18 protein-coding genes are annotated in these 23,192 nt (G+C 51.8%); 17 read left to right on the top strand and 1 reads right to left on the bottom strand.

Annotation, left to right across the window (positions count from 1 at the left end; translation table 11 throughout):
* Positions 1-3: 3 nt before the first annotated feature.
* From V4U84_RS01850 to V4U84_RS01800, 11 genes are all read left to right on the top strand, one after another.
* A complete protein-coding gene (locus V4U84_RS01850) occupies positions 4-564 on the top strand; it encodes a GNAT family N-acetyltransferase (RefSeq protein WP_334076617.1) in 561 nt (186 codons plus the stop codon).
* 20 nt (positions 565-584) lie between these two features.
* Entirely contained in the window at positions 585-1,502 is a 918-nt protein-coding gene (locus V4U84_RS01845) for an AraC family transcriptional regulator (protein WP_334076616.1), read from the top strand.
* Between the two features lie 44 nt (positions 1,503-1,546).
* Complete coding sequence (locus tag V4U84_RS01840; protein ID WP_334076615.1) at positions 1,547-2,380, top strand: class I SAM-dependent methyltransferase; 834 nt, start codon at positions 1,547-1,549, stop codon at positions 2,378-2,380.
* A gap of 52 nt (positions 2,381-2,432) precedes the next feature.
* On the top strand, positions 2,433-4,088 hold the full coding sequence (locus tag V4U84_RS01835) for a spore germination protein (protein ID WP_334076614.1): 1,656 nt from the start codon (positions 2,433-2,435) through the stop codon (positions 4,086-4,088).
* Positions 4,089-4,116: 28 nt separating this feature from the next.
* Positions 4,117-5,220, top strand: a complete 1,104-nt coding sequence (locus V4U84_RS01830) for a GerAB/ArcD/ProY family transporter (protein WP_334076613.1) — start codon at positions 4,117-4,119, stop codon at positions 5,218-5,220.
* A complete protein-coding gene (locus V4U84_RS01825; RefSeq protein WP_334076612.1) occupies positions 5,213-6,406 on the top strand; it encodes a Ger(x)C family spore germination protein in 1,194 nt (397 codons plus the stop codon). Before V4U84_RS01830 ends, V4U84_RS01825 begins: the two co-directional genes overlap by 8 nt.
* A gap of 88 nt (positions 6,407-6,494) precedes the next feature.
* On the top strand, positions 6,495-7,625 hold the full coding sequence (yqeK, locus tag V4U84_RS01820; protein WP_334076611.1) for a bis(5'-nucleosyl)-tetraphosphatase (symmetrical) YqeK: 1,131 nt from the start codon (positions 6,495-6,497) through the stop codon (positions 7,623-7,625).
* 3 nt (positions 7,626-7,628) lie between these two features.
* Positions 7,629-8,243 carry an NUDIX hydrolase gene (locus V4U84_RS01815; RefSeq protein WP_334076610.1) on the top strand — a complete coding sequence of 205 codons (615 nt, stop codon included), beginning with the start codon at positions 7,629-7,631 and terminating at the stop codon, positions 8,241-8,243.
* Between the two features lie 30 nt (positions 8,244-8,273).
* Positions 8,274-8,882 (top strand): DUF4269 domain-containing protein, encoded by a 609-nt coding sequence (locus V4U84_RS01810; protein ID WP_334076609.1) that lies wholly within the window; start codon positions 8,274-8,276, stop codon positions 8,880-8,882.
* Between the two features lie 10 nt (positions 8,883-8,892).
* Positions 8,893-9,828, top strand: a complete 936-nt coding sequence (cysK, locus tag V4U84_RS01805) for a cysteine synthase A (RefSeq protein WP_334073374.1) — start codon at positions 8,893-8,895, stop codon at positions 9,826-9,828.
* A 152-nt stretch (positions 9,829-9,980) separates the two neighbouring features.
* Positions 9,981-10,400 (top strand): YjdF family protein, encoded by a 420-nt coding sequence (locus V4U84_RS01800; protein ID WP_334073070.1) that lies wholly within the window; start codon positions 9,981-9,983, stop codon positions 10,398-10,400.
* Between the two features lie 64 nt (positions 10,401-10,464).
* Here V4U84_RS01800 and V4U84_RS01795 read toward each other — a convergent pair whose 3' ends face one another.
* A complete protein-coding gene (locus V4U84_RS01795; protein WP_334073069.1) occupies positions 10,465-11,301 on the bottom strand; it encodes a helix-turn-helix transcriptional regulator in 837 nt (278 codons plus the stop codon).
* Between the two features lie 142 nt (positions 11,302-11,443).
* On the opposite strand from V4U84_RS01795, the gene fabF reads away from it, so the two are divergent.
* From fabF to V4U84_RS01765, 6 genes are all read left to right on the top strand, one after another.
* The gene (fabF, locus tag V4U84_RS01790) at positions 11,444-12,679 is read left to right on the top strand and encodes a beta-ketoacyl-ACP synthase II (RefSeq protein ID WP_334073068.1); all 1,236 of its coding nucleotides are present in this window, start codon (positions 11,444-11,446) and stop codon (positions 12,677-12,679) included.
* Between the two features lie 264 nt (positions 12,680-12,943).
* A complete protein-coding gene (locus V4U84_RS01785; RefSeq protein ID WP_334073067.1) occupies positions 12,944-14,275 on the top strand; it encodes a hemolysin family protein in 1,332 nt (443 codons plus the stop codon).
* A 144-nt stretch (positions 14,276-14,419) separates the two neighbouring features.
* On the top strand, positions 14,420-15,490 hold the full coding sequence (locus V4U84_RS01780; RefSeq protein ID WP_334073066.1) for a DUF4349 domain-containing protein: 1,071 nt from the start codon (positions 14,420-14,422) through the stop codon (positions 15,488-15,490).
* Between the two features lie 126 nt (positions 15,491-15,616).
* Complete coding sequence (locus V4U84_RS01775) at positions 15,617-16,771, top strand: response regulator (RefSeq protein ID WP_334073065.1); 1,155 nt, start codon at positions 15,617-15,619, stop codon at positions 16,769-16,771.
* A gap of 716 nt (positions 16,772-17,487) precedes the next feature.
* Positions 17,488-21,519 carry a collagen binding domain-containing protein gene (locus tag V4U84_RS01770; protein ID WP_334076608.1) on the top strand — a complete coding sequence of 1,344 codons (4,032 nt, stop codon included), beginning with the start codon at positions 17,488-17,490 and terminating at the stop codon, positions 21,517-21,519.
* A gap of 211 nt (positions 21,520-21,730) precedes the next feature.
* Entirely contained in the window at positions 21,731-23,173 is a 1,443-nt protein-coding gene (locus tag V4U84_RS01765) for a polysaccharide deacetylase family protein (protein WP_334073063.1), read from the top strand.
* The last annotated feature ends 19 nt before the right edge of the window (positions 23,174-23,192 follow it).

Genomic DNA, 23,192 nt, shown 5'->3' with positions numbered 1-23,192 from the left:
AATATGGGGTGGATCGCACCGATCAAAATCGTCGACAAATACAACCGTTACATTGATCTTCGGACCGCGGAAGGGAAAGACGCCGAGAACATTTTGGAATATAACCGGACCGTCATTTCATCGGAAGCCCATCTGCTGACGGTGCCCGAGGAGTTTACGTTGACGGTCGAGCAGGAAAGAAGCTGGATTGAACAGATGCGCGGCAACGACAATAACCTGGTCATCATTGCGGAGGACCAGGGGCGGATTGTCGGTTTTCTGGATTTTAAGAGTGGGCGGAAACGTAGGATTGCTCACACCGGTTCGTTCGGAATGAGTGTTCATGGCGATTACCAGGGGGGAGGCATCGGAAAAGCGCTCTTGCAAGCGCTTATCGAGTGGGCCGGGAAGCACCCGAGGCTGGAAAAAATCAGCCTGGAGGTGTTTGCGACCAATGTCAAAGCCATTGAGCTTTACACGAAGATGGGGTTTATCCGGGAAAGCCTGCTGCGCCGGCAAATTAAGCTCCAGGACGGCCATTATGTCGATGTTATCGGCATGGGGCTGCTCTTGCCCGAAAAATAACCGAGGAGAGGGAGCGGACTATGAGTTCATATTACAAGGAGAGAATGGACGGCGTAGTCGGTTACATGGAGAAGCATTTCGCGCAAAAGATCACGCTGGATCGTCTTGCCGATATTTCCGGTTTCTCCAAATATCATTTCAGCCGGATTTTTTCCTCCATAACCGGCAGCACGCCTGCCGTCTATTTAACCCGCCTGCGCTTAAGGGAGGCCGTCCGATTGTTGGTGGAAACGGACAAGACGGTATTGGAAATTTCGATGCTGTGCGGATTCGAGTCGCCGTCGGGCTTTAACTCGGTGTTTAAAAGGCATTTTCAGAAGACGCCGAGCGAAATCAGAATGTCTTCCCGGGCGGATCGCAATATTCCGCTATTAGACCGCAAGATGCAGGATGATGAATCGAAGCGATCCTCCTATGCTAGAGAAGTAACAACAAACTTTTTAAGGAGGATTTGGGACATGAACATTTCCATTCGTCAATTAGCCGATGTTGAGGTGGCCTATGTCAGGCATGTCGGTAGTTACTTGGACACTTATCAAGCGTGGGATAAACTGGGGACATGGGCGGCCAGAAACGGTATATACGCTCCGGAGCAGCAATTTATCGGGATCTCGCTGGACGACCCGGCACTGGTCGAGGAGCATGCTTGCCGCTATGACGCCTGCGTCACCTTGCCGGAGGGATTTGACCGGACGGGACACGCGGATGAAATCCGGTTCGTTACGCTGCAAGGGGGGACCTTTGCGCTGTATTCATTCTACGACTCCATAGACCAATTAGGCATTGCCTACCAGACATTATTTGGGCAGTGGCTTCCGCAAAGCGGGTATGAGGCGGAGGATAAACCTTGTCTGGAATACTGCATGAACAATCCGGCGACGGATCCGGAAGGGAAAAGTAAGGTGGATCTTTTCTTGCCCATTAAGCCGAGAAGTTAATTCAAATTTAAAACGAGTCATACGTGAATGGAGGGTGGAAGAACATGAGCGAAACGGTCAAACGCTACTATGACGACAGCGTGGAGCGGGAGTGGCTGCGCTTGGAGCAGCCCTACAGCAAGGTGGAGTGGTTGTCTACCCTCCGTTTAATGGATCGGTATCTTCCGGATACCGGTCACATTTGCGATATCGGTTCGGGCCCCGGGAGATATGCCGTCGAATTGCTTCAACAAGGTTACCGGGTTACCCTGATGGATTTGTCAGCCAGGGAATTGGCTTTGGCGGAACAAGAGATCGGCAAGCTTGGACTGCAAGCGGAAGCTTATATTTGCGAGGATGCAAGAAATCTTCATCTTCTGGAGGCGGATCAGTATGAAGGCGCACTGGTGCTTGGACCGCTATACCACATCTTAGAGGAGGAGCAACGCTTGCAGGTGATCCGGCAGACGGCCGGGATTTTGAAGGCGGACGGCGTCGCTCTGTTTTCTTACATTAATTCCTGGGGCGTCTTGAAGGCCGGGGTCACCGAGTTCAGTGAATCTTATCGGGACCCCGAGCAAATATACGGTTATTTGCGGGAGCAGAAGTTGGATGACAACCGGGGATTTACCGAAAGCTACTTCACGATACCGGGAAAAGCGCTGGAAGAGGTCCGGGCCGGCGGGTTTGACATCCTTTCCTATGCCGGAGCGGAAAGCTTTTTGGCCGGAATGTCGGCGGAGGTGACCCGGTTATACCGTGAGGATCGGCAAGTCTACGACAATTTGCTGCAAGCGGCCAGCGAAACGAGTGAAGCGCCGCAGTACCGTGAATCAACCGAACATCTTATCATCGTTGCCCGCAAAAAGGCGGCCTCATTAGAACATCATGCATGGTAAAACGACTTCCAGGGCAGGATGAAGATAGTACATAAGGTAAGGATGATATGCGATGTGGTCCAAAGTACTTTCTTACATCCCTGACTGGAAAACGTTTATGCAAGCGGGATTGGTGCTGCTGATCCCTTTGATCATAAACTTTGGATATAATAAAATTTCCTCGCTTATTTCAAATAAGAACAACCAGACGAAACGAACGACCGCCGGGCGCACAACCTCTCCCAAAGACCCGTTATCCGGAGAATACGAGCGTGATTTGGGGTTTCTTAGACAAACGATCGGAACGAACAGCGATGTTCATTTCCGGGAGTTTAAAATCACCGGATTAAACGTCAGGGCCACCCTTGTTTTTGTGGACGGCATGCAGACCGAAGATTTCATCAATACGCATGTAATGCAAGTGTTGATGCGGGAGGCCGATCCGCAATTGAAGGGAAAGGAGGGGGCCCTAAATACCCCCGAGTTTACTACTCACCTCAAGGAAAAGGTTCTGCCTCTCATCGATATCATGGAAGTTTCGGAGAAGCTCGAGTTGACCCAATCGATTCTGAAGGGATTTACGGCCCTCTTGATGGATGGGATGCCTCATGCCCTGCTGGTCGGTTTACCGAACGGAAAAACAAGGGCCATTTCGGAGCCGACCTCGGAGGCGCTTTTACGCGGTTCGCGGATCGGGTTTACGGAAGTGCTGGGCGAGAATACGGCAATGCTGCGCATGCAGGGGAAAAGCGAAAACCTGGAGATAAAAAAATATGTGGTCGGCAGTCTGCTAAAAAAAGACCTTGTCATCGCTTACTTCAGGGATATCGTACACCCGGAGCTGCTTCAGGAGGTGGAGGAACGGATATCCCAAATCGATATCGATTTTATCGCCGAGTCCGGCTATGTCGAGCAGTTGATTGAGGACAATCCGCTCAGCCCGTTTCAACAGGTGCAAAATACCGAACGTCCCGACCGGGTAATCAACGCGTTATTGGAAGGCAGAGTGGCCATTTTGATGGAAGGCACTCCTTTTGCTCTGATCGTACCCGTTACGTTCAGCATGCTGCTGCAGTCGCCGGAGGATTATTTTGAACGATGGATGCCTGGGTCGCTTTTGCGGACGCTGCGGTTTTTTGCATCCTTCTTGGCGCTTATGGCCCCCGCTCTATACATTTCCTTTATCTCGTTTCATCCCGGCTTGATCCCGACGGAGCTGGCCATCACGATCATTGAGGCCAGGCAGGGAGTCCCTTTTCCGTCCCTGATCGAAGTGTTGATTCTGGAGATTTCCATTGAAATCCTGCGAGAGGCCGGCCTCCGGTTACCCAAACCGATCGGTCCCGCGATGGGGATCGTCGGAGGTCTCATCATCGGGGAAGCGGCGGTACAAGCCGGGATCGTCAGTCCCTTTCTGGTCATCGTCGTTGCGGTCACCGCGATCTCCTCGTTCTCCATTCCCATGTACAGCGCGGGGATCGCTTTGCGCGTTTTAAGATTTGCCGGCATGCTGTTTGCCGCCACGCTAGGCATGTTCGGTACCATACTGTTCTTCCTGCTGATTTGCAGCCACATCTCCAAACTGAAAAGCTTTGGAGTTCCCTATATTACGCCATTTTCGCCGTTCCGCCTGAACGATTTTAAAGATTTGTTCATACGCGCGCCCTTAACTTTAATGAAACGCCGACCGGAAATGATGAAGACCAGGAATCACCGCCGCAGATCTTAGAAAAGCAACGAGAGGGATGTGACCTGCTGTGTTTTTACGCAAAGACGACAAAATCACGACAACTCAAGCCTCCATTTTTCTGACGGATACCGTATTGGGAGCCGGCATTCTAACGCTGCCCCGTTCGGTGTTGGAAGCGACGGAGACGCCGGATGTCTGGCTCTCCATTCTTGTGGGCGGCGCGATTATCCTGCTGCTCGTTCTTGTAATGGTGAAATTAAGCCAGCAGTTTCCCGGGAAGACGATCTTTGAATATACCAAAAGGATTCTAGGCACGATTCCCGGGGCCATATTATGTCTGCTGTTGATCATCTACTTTATCATCGTCGGCGGTTTTGAAATTCGTGTACTCGCCGAAGTCGCGATGCTCTATTTGCTGGAGGGAACGCCGATATGGGCGATTTTGATACCGTTCATTTGGACGGGGGCTTATTTGGCCTGTGGCGGAATAAACTCGATAGCCCGCGTTTTTCAGATTGTTTTTCCGATCAGTCTCTTTTTTCTGATTCTGTCCTATTCGTTTAGTACCCGGGTTTTCGATCTCAATCATTTGCGGCCGGTGTTAGGCGGAGGAATTATGCCTGTGATCAAAGGGTTAAAGAATACCATCCTGGTGTTCACGGGCTGTGAAGTCATCATGGTTCTGATTGCCCATATGCAGCACCCTGAGCGGGCGGTTAAGGCTGCGCTTACCGGTATCGGGATACCGATCATGATATACCTTGCCACCATCGTGATGGTGATTGGGGGGATGTCCGTGGATGCGGTTTTAAGGAGCACGTGGCCTACGATCGATCTTTTGCGGAGCTTTGAAGTGGCGGGACTCTTCTTTGAGCGTTTGGAATTTCCGTTCCTGGTCATTTGGATGATGCAGATGTTTTGCAATTTCACGAGCTTTTATTTCAGCGCCTCTCTTGGGATCTCGCAAATTTTTCGGATCAGGTTCGGTCCTGTCCTTTTCGCGCTGATGCCCGTCATTTTCCTCTCCGCGATGGTCCCCAAGCGAATTAATGATGTGTTTCAACTTGGCGGGGCGATCGGTTACATCGGCATCTTTTTTTTCGCCCTGTTACCTGCGCTTCTCTCGGCGATCTACTGGATTCGGAAGAAGGGGTTGAAGCAGAATGTGTAGGCGTTCGATACGACTGGGATTCCTTTCTGTTGCATTGATCGCGCTATTAAGCGGTTGTTGGAGCAGTAAAGAAATCGAGGATTTGAGTATGTACGTGGGCTTGGCTCTGGATGTCGGGGAACCGACCCCGTTGGAACAGGAACTGGAACGAAAAGGTGCCACCTATGACAAAAAAAACGAGATTACCACAACCATTCAGATCGTGCCCGCTCATTCTCTCGGGAATAATCAGGACAAGTCGTCGAAAGGAAAGGCGCCCGAATTTTTAAACACAACGGAAACCGGGGACTCTTTGTTTGAGATCATGCGGACCTATTCGATCCGCCGGGAACGGGCCGTCATCGGCCACCATCTCAAGACGCTCGTCGTTTCGACCCGGCTTCTGCAAAAGCACGGGATTGATTCGATCATGGATTTCGTGCTCAGGGACAATGATATCCGGCCCAGCTGTGTTGTCTTTTTGACCGAAGGGCGGGCGCTCGATACGTTTGAAAAAAATACGTCAGGTACGGTACCTGCCCAGCAAATGAGGGACTTTCTGCAGAACCGCTTCAGAACGAACAAAATCATGAAAGGCGTGAACTTAACCAGCCTCAATGCCATGCTGAGCAGCCGGCAAAGTTTTGTGCTGCAAAATGTTATTTCCGCCAACGGCGAATTGGAGTTTTCGGGTGCCGGCATCATCAAAGGACACAGCGGAAAATGGATCGGTGCGTTGAGTCAGACCGATGTGGAGAGTATATCCTGGATTCAGGGCAACGGACAAGGCGGAGCCTTAAAAACGTATGACTGGCGCGGGGAGCCGATTGTTTATGAAATTGAATCCATGAAGAGTAAGAGAAAGGCGAAAGTGAAGGGCGACGACATTTCTTTTCATGTTGAGATCAAATCCGAAGGGCGATTGATCGAAAATTGGGATATTCAGGAGAACCCGTCCAAACAGGAGTTTATGGACAAGGTGGAGGAGCTGTTGGAAGAAAGGCTGAAGGTGATGCTTCACGAACTTATGGGCAAAATGCAATCCCAATATGAAGTGGAGGTCGCCGGTTTCGGGGAGAGCTTGCGCATTCAGTCCCCCAAAACCTGGGAAAAAGTAAAAGACCGATGGGATGACGTGTTTACCGAGGTTCCGGTGACCTTTGATATCGATTTGCATATTACCGATTTCGGGTCCTCGACCCGATAAGCCCGCGATTCTTCCTAAACATCATTAGCAAAATATGCTAAATTAAAAGACATAGCCTAATTTGTTTTGGGAAGAAGAGGAGGCCAATATGGAGAGTCAAGAAAATCGTGTGCCGCAAACCGGAGTGAGAGCTTTCTCGGCAGGTTTGGAGTTGACAGGAAGCCTGCTTCAGGATGTCGGCACCTTTTTTAAGCTGCACAAAGACCAGGATACCTGGGACCATACGCTGAAGGTAACCTCCCAAGCGGTCCGCATTGCCCGGCTTTACGGCGCCGATGCCCGGAAAGCGGAGCAAGCCGCTCTGTTACATGATATCAGCAACGTTATCCCGGTCGGCTTGATGCCTCAGGTGGCCGAGCTGAGCGGGGTTAAGGTGCTGGAGGAAGAACTGCGTTATCCCCGCATTCTGCACCAGAAGCTGTCCCGGGCTATGGCTGAAGCGATCTTCGGGATCCGGGACACAGACATCTTGCAGGCCATTGAATGCCATACCACGTTAAAGCCTCAGGCCTCCCTGTTTGACAAAGTGGTCTTTATCGCCGATAAGGTGGCCTGGGATTTGCCCGGCGAACATGCCTATCTCCAGGAGATTCGCCGCCTGGTGGATGATTTGCAGTTGAACGGTGCCGTACTTACCTATCTTAATCAGGTATGGGAGCGGAGGGAGCAAATGAAGCTGGTGCATTCCTGGCTGATCGGAGCCAGAGAAGAACTGTTGGAGCGGGAGCGGGCTAGCCTGGAGGAAGGCTCTCCTGTCAAAATGCAGCTGCTTCGGATGTTTAGGCATATGGCCTGGGCCAACCGGAAAATCGTGAATGCGCTTCAAGAGGAGGAATCGTTGCCGGAACGCCCTTTTCAACTGTTTGGCCATATTTTGGCGGCGGAAGCAACGTGGCTCGCCAGACTGCAGGGAGCGGAAGGAAAGGCAGGGCCCCTCTGGTCCGCCGGAAAGGGAAAGATCGAGCATTACACCGAGCTTGCGGAGGAGAACATCGAAGGATTCCGGCAATTTATGGCCGCAGTGAATGACGGGAAGCTGAAGGAACAGATTCATTACCGAACAAGCAACGGGGAGTCGTTCGCTACATCGATCGAAGATATATTGACGCATGTTGCGCTTCACGGCAGCTATCATCGGGGACAAATCGCCGCTTCCCTGAGGATGGCGGAGATTGCCCCGCCGGCAACGGATTATATCTTTTTCGTGAGAGGGGACTGAACGATGCAACTGAAATGGCTGGAATGGGCGAAGCAAATTCAGGCGATCAGCCAGGCCGGGCTTGCTTATTCCAAGGATATGTATGATTTGGAGCGTTTTGAAATGCTGCGCGACTTAAGCGTGGAAATTCTAAGCGAATATACCGGCGTTGAAAAGGAGCGGGTGAAATCGCTGTTTGCCGGGGAAAGCGGATACGCGACGCCGAAGGTGGATGTCCGCGGGGTCGTGTTTCGCGATGAGCGCATCCTGCTCGTCCGGGAAAAGCTGGATGGGGATTGGGCTTTGCCCGGGGGCTGGGCGGATGTCGGTTTATCGCCGAAAGAGGTGGCCGTCAAGGAGATCCGGGAGGAATCCGGTCTGATCGTGGAGCCAGTACGCCTGCTGGGCGTACTGGATAAGAAGTTCCATGACCATCCTCCTGCGCCATGGCATGTTTATAAAATGTTTATTCTGTGCGAAGAGACGGGCGGAGAAGCCCAGGCGGGCATGGAGACGATGGAGGTCGGCTTTTTTTCCAAGGATGGGCTTCCTCCTCTTTCCCGAGAACGCAATACGCTGGAGCAGGTTCTATGGTTATTTGAAACCAGGGGGAACCGTCATGAGGTTCGATTGGACTAACTTGAATAAGCATCCGGAGGAGGAGGTTTCATGGCCTTGCCGGACGGCAAAGACCTTGATTATTTAATGGGCGGAACTCCCGTTCAGCAGGAAGTTTACCACTTGATCCAACGGTACGGTCTTTGCGAAATGTTGAAAGATTATCATCCGGTTCTCGTCGGGACGGTTCCGCTTGATCTCCAAATTCCGGGCAGTGACCTTGATCTCATTTGTGAAGTTTTTCATTTTCATCGTTTCGCGGATCATGTACGTCGGCGCTTCGGCCACTTTCCGGGTTTTACGCTTACCCGCCGGCGGGTGCATGGGGTAGAAAGACTCAAGGCCAATTTTAATTGCGGGAATTGGCCTGTTGAAGTGTTTGCGCAGCCGATCCCCGTCCACCAGCAAAACGGGTATCGGCATATGATGGCGGAAGCCCGGGTGCTGCGCCTCTTCGGCGAGGATTTCAAGCGGGCGGTGATTCAGCTCAAACAGCGGGGCTTCAAGACCGAGCCGGCCTTTGCTTCCTTGCTGGGATTGGAAGGGGATCCTTACCTTCGGTTGCTGGATTTGACAGATTGGACGGACGAGGAGTTGGTTTCCAAATTTACATCCCCAATTGCGGGTGTTAAAGTGGAATTGTTGAACTATAAAAAGTGAGGGATGAATGTTGTCGAATATCGCCAAAAATTTAACGGATCTGATCGGAAATACGCCGATGCTGGAATTGAACAATTTCTCCGCCGCTTCCAAGGCGGATGCCCGGCTTGTCGCGAAGCTGGAATATTTTAATCCGGCGGGCAGCGTAAAGGACAGGATCGGTTTTGCCATGATCAAGGATGCCGAGGAACGCGGCTTGCTGAAGCCCGGTTCGGTCATTATCGAGCCGACGAGCGGAAATACCGGCGTGGGGCTGGCTTTCGCCGCGGCGGCTCTCGGCTATAAGCTGATTATTACGCTCCCCGAAAGCTTCAGCATCGAACGGAGAAAGCTGCTTGTGGCGCTGGGTGCCGAACTGGTGCTGACGCCGGCCGCGGAAGGCATGGGGGGAGCGATCCGCAGGGCTGAGGAACTGGCCAATGGGACGCCAAATGCGTTTATTCCCCAACAGTTTGAGAATCCGGCCAACCCGGAAATACATAAACGGACCACCGCGGAGGAAATCTGGAGCGATATGGATGGCAAGGTCGATATATTCGTGGCCGGCGTAGGAACCGGAGGGACGATTTCCGGCGTGGGAGCGGTATTGAAAGAAAGAAATCCCAAGGTGCAAATCGTGGCTGTGGAGCCCCATGAATCGCCGGTGCTGTCGGGCGGAGCGCGCGGATTCCATAAGATTCAGGGCATCGGGGCCGGCTTTGTGCCGCAAAATTACAACCGCGAGGTCGTGGACGAGATTTTCCCGGTAAAAGATGAGGATGCCTTCGCGACTTCCCGACTGCTCGCCCGGACCGAAGGCTTGCTTGTCGGCATCTCGTCCGGTGCGGCCGCTTTCGCCGCGCTTCAGCTTGCGAAACGCCCGGAGAACGCGGGGAAGAATATCGTCGTTCTTCTGCCGGATACGGGCGAACGTTACTTATCGACACCGCTTTTTCCTGAAGAGTGATGCCGAAATCCCGCAAGATTTGCTATACTGAAACCCGGAGCGCAAAAACACATTCTGGTTGGTAGTCCAGAAGCATGGTTTTTTGCCGTGTCAGTAACCTTCCCCCCTCGGGATGTCCGGCGCTTCGATGCATAATAAGAGGGGGATTTACCATGAAGTTGACGGTTTATTTTGAGGGACAGTTTTGGGTTGGCGTGGTGGAGGAGACCATTGGAGGGCAGTTGAAAGCGTATCGGCATATTTTTGGGTCCGAGCCGAAAGATCCCGAGATTTTTCAGTTTGTGATTCAAGAGCTGTCCCGCGTTGCGGATGTGCTGTCGCGTTCGAGAGGCGTGGAAGGGGAACTCGATACCGGTGCCCGCAGAGTCAATCCGAAACGGCTGGCCCGCCTGGCTGCTCGTGAGTTGAACCGTCGAGGAATCTCGACGTTTGCGCAGGAGGCCTTGAAGGAAGAACTGCTGCTTCGCAAGAAGGAGCGGAAAAGTCTCGGCCGGGACGAGCGTGAACGTCAGCAAGCGTACAAGCGCGAGCAAAAGGTGCTGAAAGCGAAGCAGAAGCACCGGGGTAGATAGGAAAAACAGCGTTCCCCGCTTGAATGGGGAACGCTGTTTTTTTGCCTGTTTCGCTGTCGCGGCTTTACCCCTCCAGCAGTTTTCTGAGCTTCGTCTCCGTAGCGGTTTGTGGGGCAGGGGTGTAAATGCTCATCCTGAGGTCGGATTCCCCTTGGACCTGGAGGGAGGACAGATTAAACAGCATTTTTCCGGCCCGGGCGTGGCGGAATTCGATCATAACTTCGGGAGCCGCACTCACTTCACTCTGATTCCACAGCTCCTCAAAGTCGGGGAATTCCCCCGACATCCGCCCGATAAAAGCCGAGTACCAGGGATCGGCCACATATTGACCGTAGTAGGCGCGGAAAATCGCCAAAAATCCCCGAACAAATTGGGCCCAGTTCACGGCAAGCGTACGCAGCTCTTTTTTGCGAAACAGAAGATAGATTAAATTGCGCTCGGCTTCGGGCACCTGTTCAAAGTTCAGAAACACGTGGGAAGCGGCTGTATTCCAGCCTACGATATGACAGTGACGGTCGGAAATAAGCGTAGGACAAAATTTCAGCTCTTCGAGGATTTTGTTGAGCGACGGACTGATCTCGGCCTCCCGCCCCGGGGCAAGCTCGGGATGAAAGCCGTTATCGAGCGCCAGATCAAACAAGTACTTACGCTCATCGCTATTCAGCCGGAGCGCTCCGGCTATGGCGTCCAAAACGACGGCGGAAACCTTGATATCCCGGCCCTGTTCCAGCCAGGTATACCACGTTGTACTGACCCCGGCCAACTGGGCGACTTCTTCACGCCGCAGTCCGGGAGTCCGCCTCCGCGCGCCCGGCGGCAAACCGACCGCGGCCGGATGCAGTTTGGACCTTTGGCTTTTCAGGAAATCCGATAACGCCTTAAGTCGGGGATCATTATGCATGCGAAAGACCTCCTGTTCTTATTGTATTATCAATTATACTAGGATAACCAAAAACTTGTAATAGGATAAACAAAGGGTACAATAGGGACAAACGGCTCCCGATCCAAGAATGGGACGGGACTTTATGAGGAGGCACAAACGAATGCAAAGAGTTGTTGTGACCGGCATGGGAATCGTTTCGCCGCTGGGCCATGATGTTGAACTTTTCTGGAACGGGCTGAAAGCGGGACGCTCCGGCATTTCCGTTATCGATCATTTTGATGTGTCCGGTTTCGGGACAAAAATCGCGGGAATTGTGCGGGACTTCGATCCGGAAGCCCTGTTTGGGCGTAAGGACGCGAGAAAGATGGACCGCTTCGTCCAGTTCGCCGTATATGCCGCGGAACAGGCGGTGAGGGACGCCGCACTTGATCCCGAGCGGATCGACCGGGAGCGCTTCGGGGTATATGTCGGCACCGGAATCGGCGGTATCACGACGCTGACGGACAATATGGAGGCCTATCAGCAGCGCGGTCCGGGCCGCGTCAGCCCGAGTCTCGTGCCGATGATGATCTCCAACATGGCCGCCGCGCAGATCAGTATCAGGTACGGTGCCATGGGGCCGACCTTGTCCCCCGTCACGGCTTGTTCCATCGGCAATACGGCGATCGGAGAAGCGCTCCGCCTGATCCGAAGCGGCGAGGCCGACGTGATCATCGCCGGAGGGACCGAAGCGGCGGTGCATCCGCTGTCCCTCGCCAGCTTCGGCAACGCAACGGCCCTGTCGAAGCGGAACGAGGCGCCGGAGCGGGCCAGCCGTCCGTTCGATGCGGAGCGGGACGGTTTCGTCATGGCCGAAGGAGCGGGCCTCCTTGTCCTGGAGTCGCTTGACCATGCCCGGCGCAGGGGTGCCCGCATCCATGCCGAGGTTATCGGTTACGGTGCCAGTTCGGACGCCTATCATGTCGTGGCCTCGCATCCGGAAGGGGAAGGGGCTTTCCTGGCGATGAAACGGGCGCTGCAATCGGCCGGCATTTCGGCGGCGGACGTGGATGTCGTCAGCGCCCATGCCACGGGGACCCAGGTCGGAGATTTGGCGGAAACGACCGCGCTTAAGAAGTTGTTCGGCGAGCAGGCCGCCCGCACTCCGGTTACGGCCAATAAATCGATGACCGGCCATATGTTCGGTGCCGCCGGAGGGGTAGAGGCCATCGCCTTGATCCAAAGCTTGAAAGAAGGCGTAATTCCGCCAACGATCAATCTCGATCATCCGGACCCGGCGTGTGACCTGGACTATGTCCCGCACGTTGCCCGTCAGGCCCAATTAAACATCGGCCTCTCGAATTCCTTCGGTTTTGGCGGACATAACGCCGCCATTCTGCTTCAAAGGGGAGAGTGAATCCGCCGCTCATCTACCGGGTTGGGAGGGCTCGAATTGCAAAAGCTTGACACCCCGATAATCGGCTCTTTATAATATATTTTAATATTCGGAAAGAGGTTTAGTTACGATGAGCGATACGGACGACCCGGACAGTAACAACCCCAACCCTGATCAGGGAAATAATATTATCCAGGCATACCAGGCATAACCTGCGTCTAATTTGACGTCGGGTTGTGCCTTTTTGCGTTTTAAAGCGTTCCATAAATTTGGAGGTGTTTTCTTTTGTTTGAACTTATCATTATTTTCATTTTGATCCTGATCAATGCTTTTTTTGCCGCCTCGGAAATCGCGTTGATTTCACTGAACGATAATAAGATCCGGTTGATGGCGCAGCAGGGGCATAAGAAGGCGAAAAAACTGGTTGAACTGCTGGGAGAGCCCAGCCGGTTTTTGGCCACGATTCAAATCGGGATTACGCTGGCCGGCTTCTTTGCCAGCGCTTATGCGGGAGACAGCTTTGCGGGGGATCTGGCGGCGTTTCTCATCGAGCGTGGAGTACCGCTGTCGCCAACGGTCTTAAGTACCATTTCACTCGTCATCATCACCTTGTTTCTCTCGTATTTTCAACTTGTTCTCGGAGAACTGGTACCCAAGCGGGTAGCGATGAAAAAGGCGGAGGGCATGGCGATGTTTGCGGTAAACGCGCTATATGTGCTTTCAAAAGCCACGGCCCCCTTTGTCAAAATGCTTACGTTATCCACCAATCTGCTCGTTCGTCTGTTCGGAATAGACCCCAACGCGAAGGATGAAGAAGTATCCGAAGAAGAGATCCGGATGATGCTGGATACCGGAACCGAGCTCGGGACGATACAGGCCAGTGAGAAACTGATGATTAACAATATTTTCGATTTTGACAATATGAACGTTTCCGACATTATGACCCATCGGATCGATGTGGTTGCTTTGCCGGTGGATGCCGATTTACAAACGGTGGCTGAACTGGCGGACCGGGAACAATACACCCGTTTCCCGGTATACGAGGACACGATCGATAACGTGATCGGGGTGTTGCATGTGAAGGATTTGATCCGTTATCTGAAGCAGGCGGAACCTCGTTTGTGGGATTTGCGTTCGATGTTAACCCGGCCTTATTTCGTCCCGGTATCCATGAAGACGAATGAATTGTTTGAAGATCTGCAGCAAAACCGGATTCATTTGGCGGTCGTCGTCGATGAATACGGTGGGACGGCCGGGATTGTCACGATGGAGGATTTGTTGGAAGAAATCGTCGGTAATATCTATGACGAACATGATGTAGAAGAGGCGGAATACGAGCAATTGCAGGAGGGCAGCTATCTTTTCCGGGGAACGGTGTCGCTTCACGATGCGCAGGAGCTGCTGGGAATCAGCCTCCCGGTTGAGGACTTCGATACTTTGAGCGGGTTTATGATCGGTCAACTGAAACGGATTCCGACGACGCAGGAAAAGCCGCAACTGGAGTATAACGGCTATATCTTTGCCGTTCGGGAAGTGGGGCAGCGCCGGATTCGTAAGCTTGCAGTCACCAAGAAGACGGAATCGGAAACCGTTCCGGAAAGCAATCTGATAGATTAAGATTAGGGATTTTCCGGCAACCTTCCAGCCTCTGGAAACGTCAGGTAATCAGGATCGGTTGATCGCTGTCATAGAAACTTATAAAGATGAGCCGCCGCGATTCAACCGGATTTCCTGACGAATCCATTTCAGGGGGCGATTGAAATGAAACGATGGGGCAGTTGCGCAGTTGCTTTAAGTCTTGTGCTGGCGATGCTGTTGGGAGGCTGCGGGAGCGCCCACAATTCGGCCGGCAATGCCAGTTCGGCCGATCCCGGCGGAGCCGGCGGCTATGCGGCGGAAGAGATGTCGGTTGCTACCGCAGAAGATAAGGCGGTGATGGATGAAAAGAGTCCCGCAGATGGCGGGGTGGAGGGGAGTGAGGCGGAAACGGCGGTTCGGCCGGGTGAGAAGGCCGCGGACTCTTACTCTTCCTCGGCTGGGGCTGGCGGCGGGTTTCAGGCGTCGAGTTCGGAAACGGGTCTTAACAAGAAGCTGATCTACGAAGCGAATGTGACCCTCGAAGTGAAAGATTTCAATAAGGTTCAATTGGATATCCGCAGTCTGGTCACATTGACTGGAGGTTACATTGTTGAATTTTCCGACAACCAGTCCGGCAGCGAGCGAGGCGGCACGTTCATTCTAAAGGTTCCGGCCAGCGGGTTCTCTTCCTTTCTCGATGAGCTTGGAAAGTTGAAATCCGAATCTTTCCAGCAAAGTATTCACGGGCAGGATGTTTCCGAAGAGTATGTGGATCTGGAGTCCCGGCTCAAGGTGAAGCAGGCGATGGAGGCGCGCTATCTGAAGTTTATGAATGAGGCCACCAAAACCGAGCAATTGGTTCAGTTCGCCAACGAACTGGAGCGGATACAGACTGAAATCGAACAAATCAAGGGGCGCATGCGGTTTATCGATAATCACGTGGCGTTCTCCACGGTGGAGATTCGGGTTTTTCAACCGTTGGATGACGCCGCAACCAAGCTTGAAAAAGAGCAGGCTCCGCTCCTGCAGCGCGCCGAACAAGCGTTGAACGGCAGTATGAAGGTGATTTCGATGATCTTGCAATGGGTCGTCATCGTCATTGCCGGCGCCTTGCCGGTTATCCTGATCGCCGCATTGATCGTGGCCATTTATGTCCCACTGCGGAAGAAGCGCGGGAAAAGGCAGTCCGTACGCGAAGCGGAGCGCCCCGAAAGCCTCGATTCCACCGGCCCCGATGAAGGAGATGTAAGGTAGAAGGAGAATGGTTCGCCTCGGACGTAGCAGGTTCGAGGCTTCTTTGTTGAAGTTAATTATGTTATCCTTCTTAGTAAGCAAGCCATGTAAGTGCAATACACTCAAAGCGATTGAGGAGTTAAATCTATGAGAGTAGTCATTGTGGATGATGAACAATTGGCTTTGGATTACCTGGAGCGGCAAATCGCGAAAATCACGGATATCTCTGCCGACATCGTCGGGAAGTTTACCGATCCCCTTGAGGGGAAGCGGTTTTTGCTGCAAAATCAGGCGGATGTAGCTTTTTTGGATATCCATCTGCCGGAGATAAGCGGTATCGAAATGGCCGAACAAATTTTGGAGGCCAAGCCGGAGCTTGCCGTTGTGTTCGTAACGGCTTACAACGAATTTGCCGTCAAAGCCTTTGAGCTCAATGCACTGGATTATATTGTGAAGCCGGTACGTCTGGAGCGTCTTTCAAAAACCTTGTCGCGTGTCCGGGACAGCTTGTCTCTGAAGCAGCCATCTGTGGCTGAAACGGAATCGGCTCAAGATCTTCGCCTGAACTTGTTCAGACAGTTCAGTATCGCCGCAGAGGAGGGGCAACACTTGCTCCAGTGGCGGACAACGAAGGCGCAGGAACTGTTTTTGTATCTGCTTCAGCATCGCGGGCAGTTGGTTCGCAAATCTACCTTGACCGACTTGTTGTGGCCCGAATATGAGCTGGACAAAGTTTATTCGCAGCTCTATACCGCGGTTTATCATATTCGTAAAACGTTAAAGCCATATGCGAAATACATTCAAATTACAAATACCACCGAAGGGTATATTTTAAGCTTGACGGGAGTCCGGCTGGACATCGAGGAGTGGGAGGAACGGATCGGCAAGCTCCCCCCGATCAGCGAGGTCTCCTTGGAAGATTACATAGATACGATGAAGCTTTATTCAGGGGATTATTTGCAGGAATACGGGTACTGGTGGACCGAGAGCGAATGTCAGCGCTTAAAGGAGCAAGGGCTGGGCGTTTCTTTCGCGATCGCGGAATGGTACCAGCAGCAGGAAATTTGGGATAAGGCGGTCTCTTGCTACCAACGTTTGAGATCTCTATATCCGCAGGAAGAACGAACTTATTTTGAGCTTATGAAGATCTATGCTTCTGCGCAAAACTCCGTATTGGTCGAGCAGCAATATAAAGAGCTTCAATACATTTTGAAAGAGGAATTGGATGTAACGCCGAGCAAATATATCACCGACTGGTATGAAGCCTGGTGCCAAGCTCGGGAGGCAGTCCGGAAGGTTTAGAGCCGATTCAGGTTAGGGCACACAGCGGTATCGCCTCTTGATTCTCCTTGATGAAGACTTACCTGCATTGATATAATCGAGTATGAATTCCTGCAGAAGGTCAGGCTTTCCGGCTGGTACTAACGCCTGGGAGGAGTCTAACGGCTGTAGCAGCCGCTATTTAACGAAAAGTAGCCCTTTCGAAATTCTAACGGTCGTGAGCGCCGTTATTCCCCTGGATACTCGCCTTAACAGCCTGTTTGTGCGAAAATAAGCGCCGTGATGACCGTTAGAATGGGAAATCGGCGTTTTCAGGACAAATAACGGCTGTGGCAACCGTTAGCGTTAATTTTCGTCTTTCTTGCAAGGCTGCTCATGCGACGGCGGTTAGGGAAATGGGGCACGCCGGATCCAACTCGCCACACCGAGGCGACAAGTTTCAAAATAAGCAGCACCCTCCTGCGCGGCTTATTAAAACAAGGCTGGCCGCCGGCAGACGAACCTAATAGCAGTCTCCAATACTAGGAGCAAGTTTTAAGAGTGCCGGAAGGCGCTCTTTTTTTGTCGAGAAGCTTGTTGAGAAATATGTGGAGTATTGTAGAGAATTTGTTCAGAACCAGGAACTAGTATATTTATTGTGACTTTTTATACAACAAACCTGATAGGAGGGGTCAGGAAAAACAAACTTCGTTTGATCCTTGAAAAAAAAATAAAAAAGAAGGTGAGTAAGTAACCCAATGAAGAAAAGAATGATTGCCATAGCGATGGCCTGGGTTCTTCTGCTTCAAACGGTGTTTGGAGCGTGGATGCCGACGGCCAGCGCGGATTCGAATGCTTTCCCTCCGGGGGATGCGGCAACGGTAACGGATGCGGTCTATGGACCGGTTTCGTTGATGGCTGTCGGCAAAGAGAGCATGATCACCAAGGTTAGGCTCCTGGACCAAAACAACACCGTGATCGATGCGGTGTACAATCCGAGCCGTGAAGGATTTTCCAAGCCCGGGGATCCCGTTCGAATTGAATATGAATGGTCATTGGAGAACGGACACGGCTATACAGGCGGCCAATCGTTTGAATTTGACATCCCTAAGGAATTCACAATTTACAGTGGGTTTACCCAGCCGCTGTTCATTGATGACGGCAGCAGCATTGGGGAGTTTACCGTTGAAACGAACGGTCACGTAACGGTGGTCTTCAATGATCAGGTGGATAACTCGGAAGTTCGGGGCACCATGGAGATGCACACCGAATTCAGCAAGACTGAGATTAAAGGAAGCATCGAAGTACCCATCACCTTCCCGATACGTGGAGGGGACCAGGTAACAAAGGTTAAATTTGCGCCGTTTGGCGGGAAGCCGTTAGTAAAGCAAGGTACGCCAACTGGGGAAAAGTATATTGATTGGACCTTGGATGTTAACACAGATGCTAAAAAACTGAACGCTCCTGAGATTTCGGATCAAATTCCTGCTGGACTTAAGTTGGATAAGACCAGCATCAAGGTTTACGGACTTAACCTGAACATTGACCGGGCACCGGGCGAAGGGAGCGAGGTTTCCCCTGCGGACGGGAGCTACACAGTGGCAGCCGAACCGGATGGTTCCGCTTTTAGCATCAAATTTAACGATGCTGAGGTTACTTCGGCATACCGGATTCGCTTTAAAACGGACGTGATCGATGAGAAAGAAACCTATTTCAATAATACAGCCACGTTAAAGAGCAACTCTACCACTGTGAGTGCCTCCGATGATGTTACCATTCAACGTAAGGAACTGGTGACAAAAAAAGCCGGTAATTATGATCCGGTCAATCAGACGGTGGAATGGACGATTGATTATAATCACGGGGAAAAACCTATCATTGAGGCCGAGGCGTTTATTGTGGACCGATTTCCTGACACCATGGATTTGGTTGGAGACCTCATCGTTACTCAGGTTGGAGCCGGGGAAGTGGACAAAAGCAAATTTGAAGTAACAAAACCCGATGATCTGGCTCCGGGCCAAAACGGTTTCAAATTGAAATTCAATTCAGGCATAAATTCAGGGTACACGATTAAATACAAGACTAAATACAAATCAAGGGTATACGATAATGTTAAGGTCACGAATGTAGTATCCACGACATACAAAGGGGAAGAAACCAAGAAGTCCGCATCTCAAACCTTTAGCAGCGGGATCGGAACTAAGAGCCTTGTAAAGTCCGCTACAAATTATGCTACCAAGGAACTTACCTGGAAAATCGTTGTTAACAGTGACCTTCAGAAAATGACGGACCTAGTTATCGATGACAACTTCACAGGTGGAGGATTGACCTTGATTCCAAGTGAACTTAAGGTAACCTCTAAATCCGGAAATGTAATACCCCATAGCTTGGATAGTAGTATAGCAGTTGATCAGGGTTTTAAGCTAAGCTTCTCGGGAGAGTTCTCCGAAGAATACGTGATCACTTATAAGACTGCGTTTGATCCTAGTAAATCGGAGTTCGGGAACAATGCTAAATTAGACTGGGCGGAAAAGACAGCTGATTATCAAACTTTGAGTGATTCTTTTGATCCTAACCCCTATACCAAGAACAACGGTGCCAAGACAGGCAGCTATGATCCTCAAACCAAGAAATTAACCTGGACAATCTATGCCAATTACAATGGGTTCAAAGTAGATAGTGCGATCTTTAAGGATCCTCTGCTGGAAAATCAAACTTTGGTCGAGGATTCACTAAAAGTCTACCAAATGTCTGTTCAGGAAAACGGCGATCCTTTGCAACGTTCGGAAGTCGATCTCACTAATAAAAAGGTTGATACCACCAACGGCCAGATTCAGCTCGATTTTGGAAACATCCATGAACCCTACTGGATTACCTTCCAAACGAAGCTTGATAACACATTGGTGGCGGACAAAATACCGAACGTCGCTGCATTGAGCGGGGAAGGCGGAGCAAAATGGAATTGGGGCCATACCGTAACAATCCCGCACGGCGAAGTATATGTCAGCAAGACCGGTGAACGCGGCGCCGGCAAAGACGCCGACAAAATCTTTTGGCAAATCAAAATCAACGAAGGTCAATCCTACGTCGAGAATCCGAAAATCATCGATACGCCAAGTGCCAATCAAATCGTGAAGCCGGAAACTTTCGAGCTGTACGAAGGTAAAGTGGATGCAAATGGCAACGTTTCGGCCGCTAAGCTTCAGGAAAAAGGCAAGGACTATGATGTTGTGCTTCACACCGATGATTCGGGTGAATTGAAGAGCTTCGAAGTGATTCTTCCCAAGGCCATCGAAACGGCCTATATCCTGAAATATCAGTCGGAAATCGCCGTATCCGTCGACAAAGAAAAGATCACGAACCAAGTGAACTTTACGGGAGACGGTGTATCGGTAGGTACGCGGGAAACGGGGAAGGAGATTGAAATTCGCTTATCCTCCGGTTCCGGTACCGGCTCTGGCGTTCGCGGCGGTCTGGAAATCACGAAAGTGGACAAGGACAGACCGGACACGGTATTGCCCGGCGCCAAGTTTGAGCTGAAAAACAGCAAGGGCGAATCGATCGGAGTAAAAGAAACCGGAGCGGACGGGAAAATTACGTTCACCAAGCTGCTTTACGACACCTATACGCTGACCGAGCTTCAAGCGCCGGCGGGCTATGAACCGCTGACGGCTCCTCTAACGGTGAAAATCGATAAAGAGGTGCAAAGCACAGGCGGCGTGAAAGTGCTCCCGGTACCTAACGAAAAAATCCCATACATTCCGCTCGGCGGTTTGGAAATCCAGAAAGTGGCCCAAGAGGATACCTCGAAAAGACTGGCAGGGGCCAAATTCCAATTGCAGGATGCGGGTAAGCAAAAAGACCCGATTGTCTTGACGACGGATGAAACAGGGCGTGCACGGATTAACGGACTTACCTTTGGGGATTACACCCTGAAAGAGATCGAGGCTCCTGCAGGTTATGTACTGGACCCCACGGAGCGTAAAATCGCCATCGACAAGGAATCCATCGTGACGTTAACGGTGGAGAATGAAAAACAGCCTGACCCTGTCGCTTCACTGGAAATCGTCAAGGTCGACAAGGACGATGTTTCCAAGAAGCTGGCCGGAGCGACCTTCGTACTCCAGGATGCCGCAAAGCTGAGGGACCCGTTGACGGTGACAACGGATACTTATGGTGTGGCGGTGTTCCCGAATCTTCGATACGGGGAGTATATCCTTAAGGAAACGGCGGCACCGGCGGGCTATCTGCTCGATGCGACCGAGCGTCCCGTAACGATCGGTTCGAGCACCGAGCTGGTGGACGGCAAATTCATACTCCCTATTCCCAACGTCAAAAAGCCGCAGGTTCCCGGAAACCCAGGAAACTCTGGCGGCAATAACGGAAACCGCGGTGGCGGAAAATCCGGAAACAAAGGCGGATCCAGCCAACCGCAAACCCCTTCGCAACCGAATAAGCCGAATGATCCTTCAACCCCTCCTGCGGAAGATGGGGACGGAGGAAACAATAATGATCAAGGAAATACGGAGGCTCCAGGCACAGGTAACGGTTCTGCCGGAGATACCACCGGGCCGGATCAAAAACCTGATCAGGATACGAAGCAAGACGGCAAAAATAGCTCATTAGGAAATTCAGGCGGTGAAGCCGGAGTTGATGCCGGTCAGAAAGGCAGTGGCGTGAAAGTGCTGCCGAAAACCGGTGAAGAGAGCGCTTTGCCGGTGCAATTGGCCGGGGTTTCCTTGATTGCTCTAGGCTTGTTGCTTAAGAGAAGAATGGCACTCAAAAAGTAGTTTGACACCGAGCGTTCCCCAAAGGAGACCTTTCCTCTCCTGGGGAGCGCTTTTCTTTTGCCCGAAAATTCTCTTAGTTTGTATAGAAATTGTAAAGAAGAATGAGGTATTGTAATAGTGGGGCTATTTTACTAGAAAAATAATCTTGGTGCTGTGAGGAAATTCCTATTATACTATGTTTATTTACGATTTTTAAAGGAGCTAAGGAAAGATGGAAGTAATGAAACGGCCGCTGCGCAAAGCGGGAGTGATGATCTCGGCCTTCTTCATTCTGTTGGCGGGATGTTCGGCGGAGACCGGAAAGGGTTCGGATCAGCCTGTCGTGAAGCCGACGGAGGTTGTCGAGAAGTATACCGGCGGAAAGAGTCTGGAACTCCCTTTTGTATACACGGCCAAGAAGGAATTATCCCTGACGTTTAACGGGATGGGGGATAGAGACACAATGACGAAACTGCTGGCTCAGTTGGACAAATACAAGGTGAAGGCGACCTTTTTTCTTCCCGGCATACGGGTTGCGGAGGAACCTGATATTGCCGCGGCGATCTTGGCCGGCGGGCATGAGATTGAGAACAACACATTAAACCAGTTGGACATGAACAAGCTGAACTACCAGCAAATCTACAAAGAGGTCAAGCTGGCCAGCGACGTGATCGAAGAGAAAACCGGAACGCGCCCGAAATATGTGCGCACCCGCTCGGGGGACTATCCCGCGGATCTGCCTTTGGTGGCGGCCCAGCTCGGCATGAAGGCGGTGGTCAGCTACAATATCAACCCGAAGGACCGGGATATGAAGAGCGCCAAGGAGATTGGCGACTATGTGAAAAAATATATCCACCGGGGCGGCATTATCTCATTGAACACCGACATTAATCCGGAAGTGATCGCGTCGATTCCCTTTATCGCCGCGGCGGCGGACGAGGTCGGATATAAGCTGGTTACGCTGGACAAGCTCGTCAGCGGCGGCGGCGTACGAAAGCCGCTCGAGCAGATTCCGGGTTACGATGCGGCGCGCATCAACCCCGAGTACCAAAAGGCGGACTATCGTCTCATCTACCAGGTGGACACTCCCAAGAAACATATAGCCCTCACCTTCGACGATTGGGGGAGCGACAAAACCGTCACGAAAATTCTCGACATCCTGGCCGAGAAGGGCGTGCACGCTACGTTCTTCCTGCGGGCAAAAGGCGTAGAAACCAACCCGAATCTGGCCAGGGCGATGGTGGAGGAAGGGCATGATGTCGCCAACCATTCCTACAGCCACCCGGTGGTCACTTCCCTGACGGCCGAAGAACTGCAGAAGGATATTGTCAAGGCGCACCAGGTGATCACCGACGCGATTCAAGAGCAGCCGGTTATGCTCTTCCGCCCGCCTACCGGTGTAGTCGACGACGAAAGAGCCAAAGCGATCGCGGCGGTAGGCTATCCGGACATCGCGATGTACGATGTGACGATGCTCGACTGGGATGCCTCCAACAGCGCCGACGATATCGTGAACGGCGCCTTAACGCAGACGAAGCCGGGCAGCGTGATCCTGCTTCATATGCTGGATGACATTCATACGATTGAAGCTCTGCCAAGGTTGATCGACAGTCTGGAAGGCAAAGGCTATACGTTTGTGAAAATGGCGGATTTGATCAAGGAACAAAAAAATTAGGACAGCGGGGAAGTAAGAA

The organism is Paenibacillus sanfengchensis (genome assembly GCF_036864765.1).
In the GTDB taxonomy this organism is placed as follows: domain Bacteria; phylum Bacillota; class Bacilli; order Paenibacillales; family Paenibacillaceae; genus Fontibacillus; species Fontibacillus sanfengchensis.
Note: the sequence above shows the minus strand (reverse complement) of the source record. Positions and strands in the feature narration are given on the sequence as shown.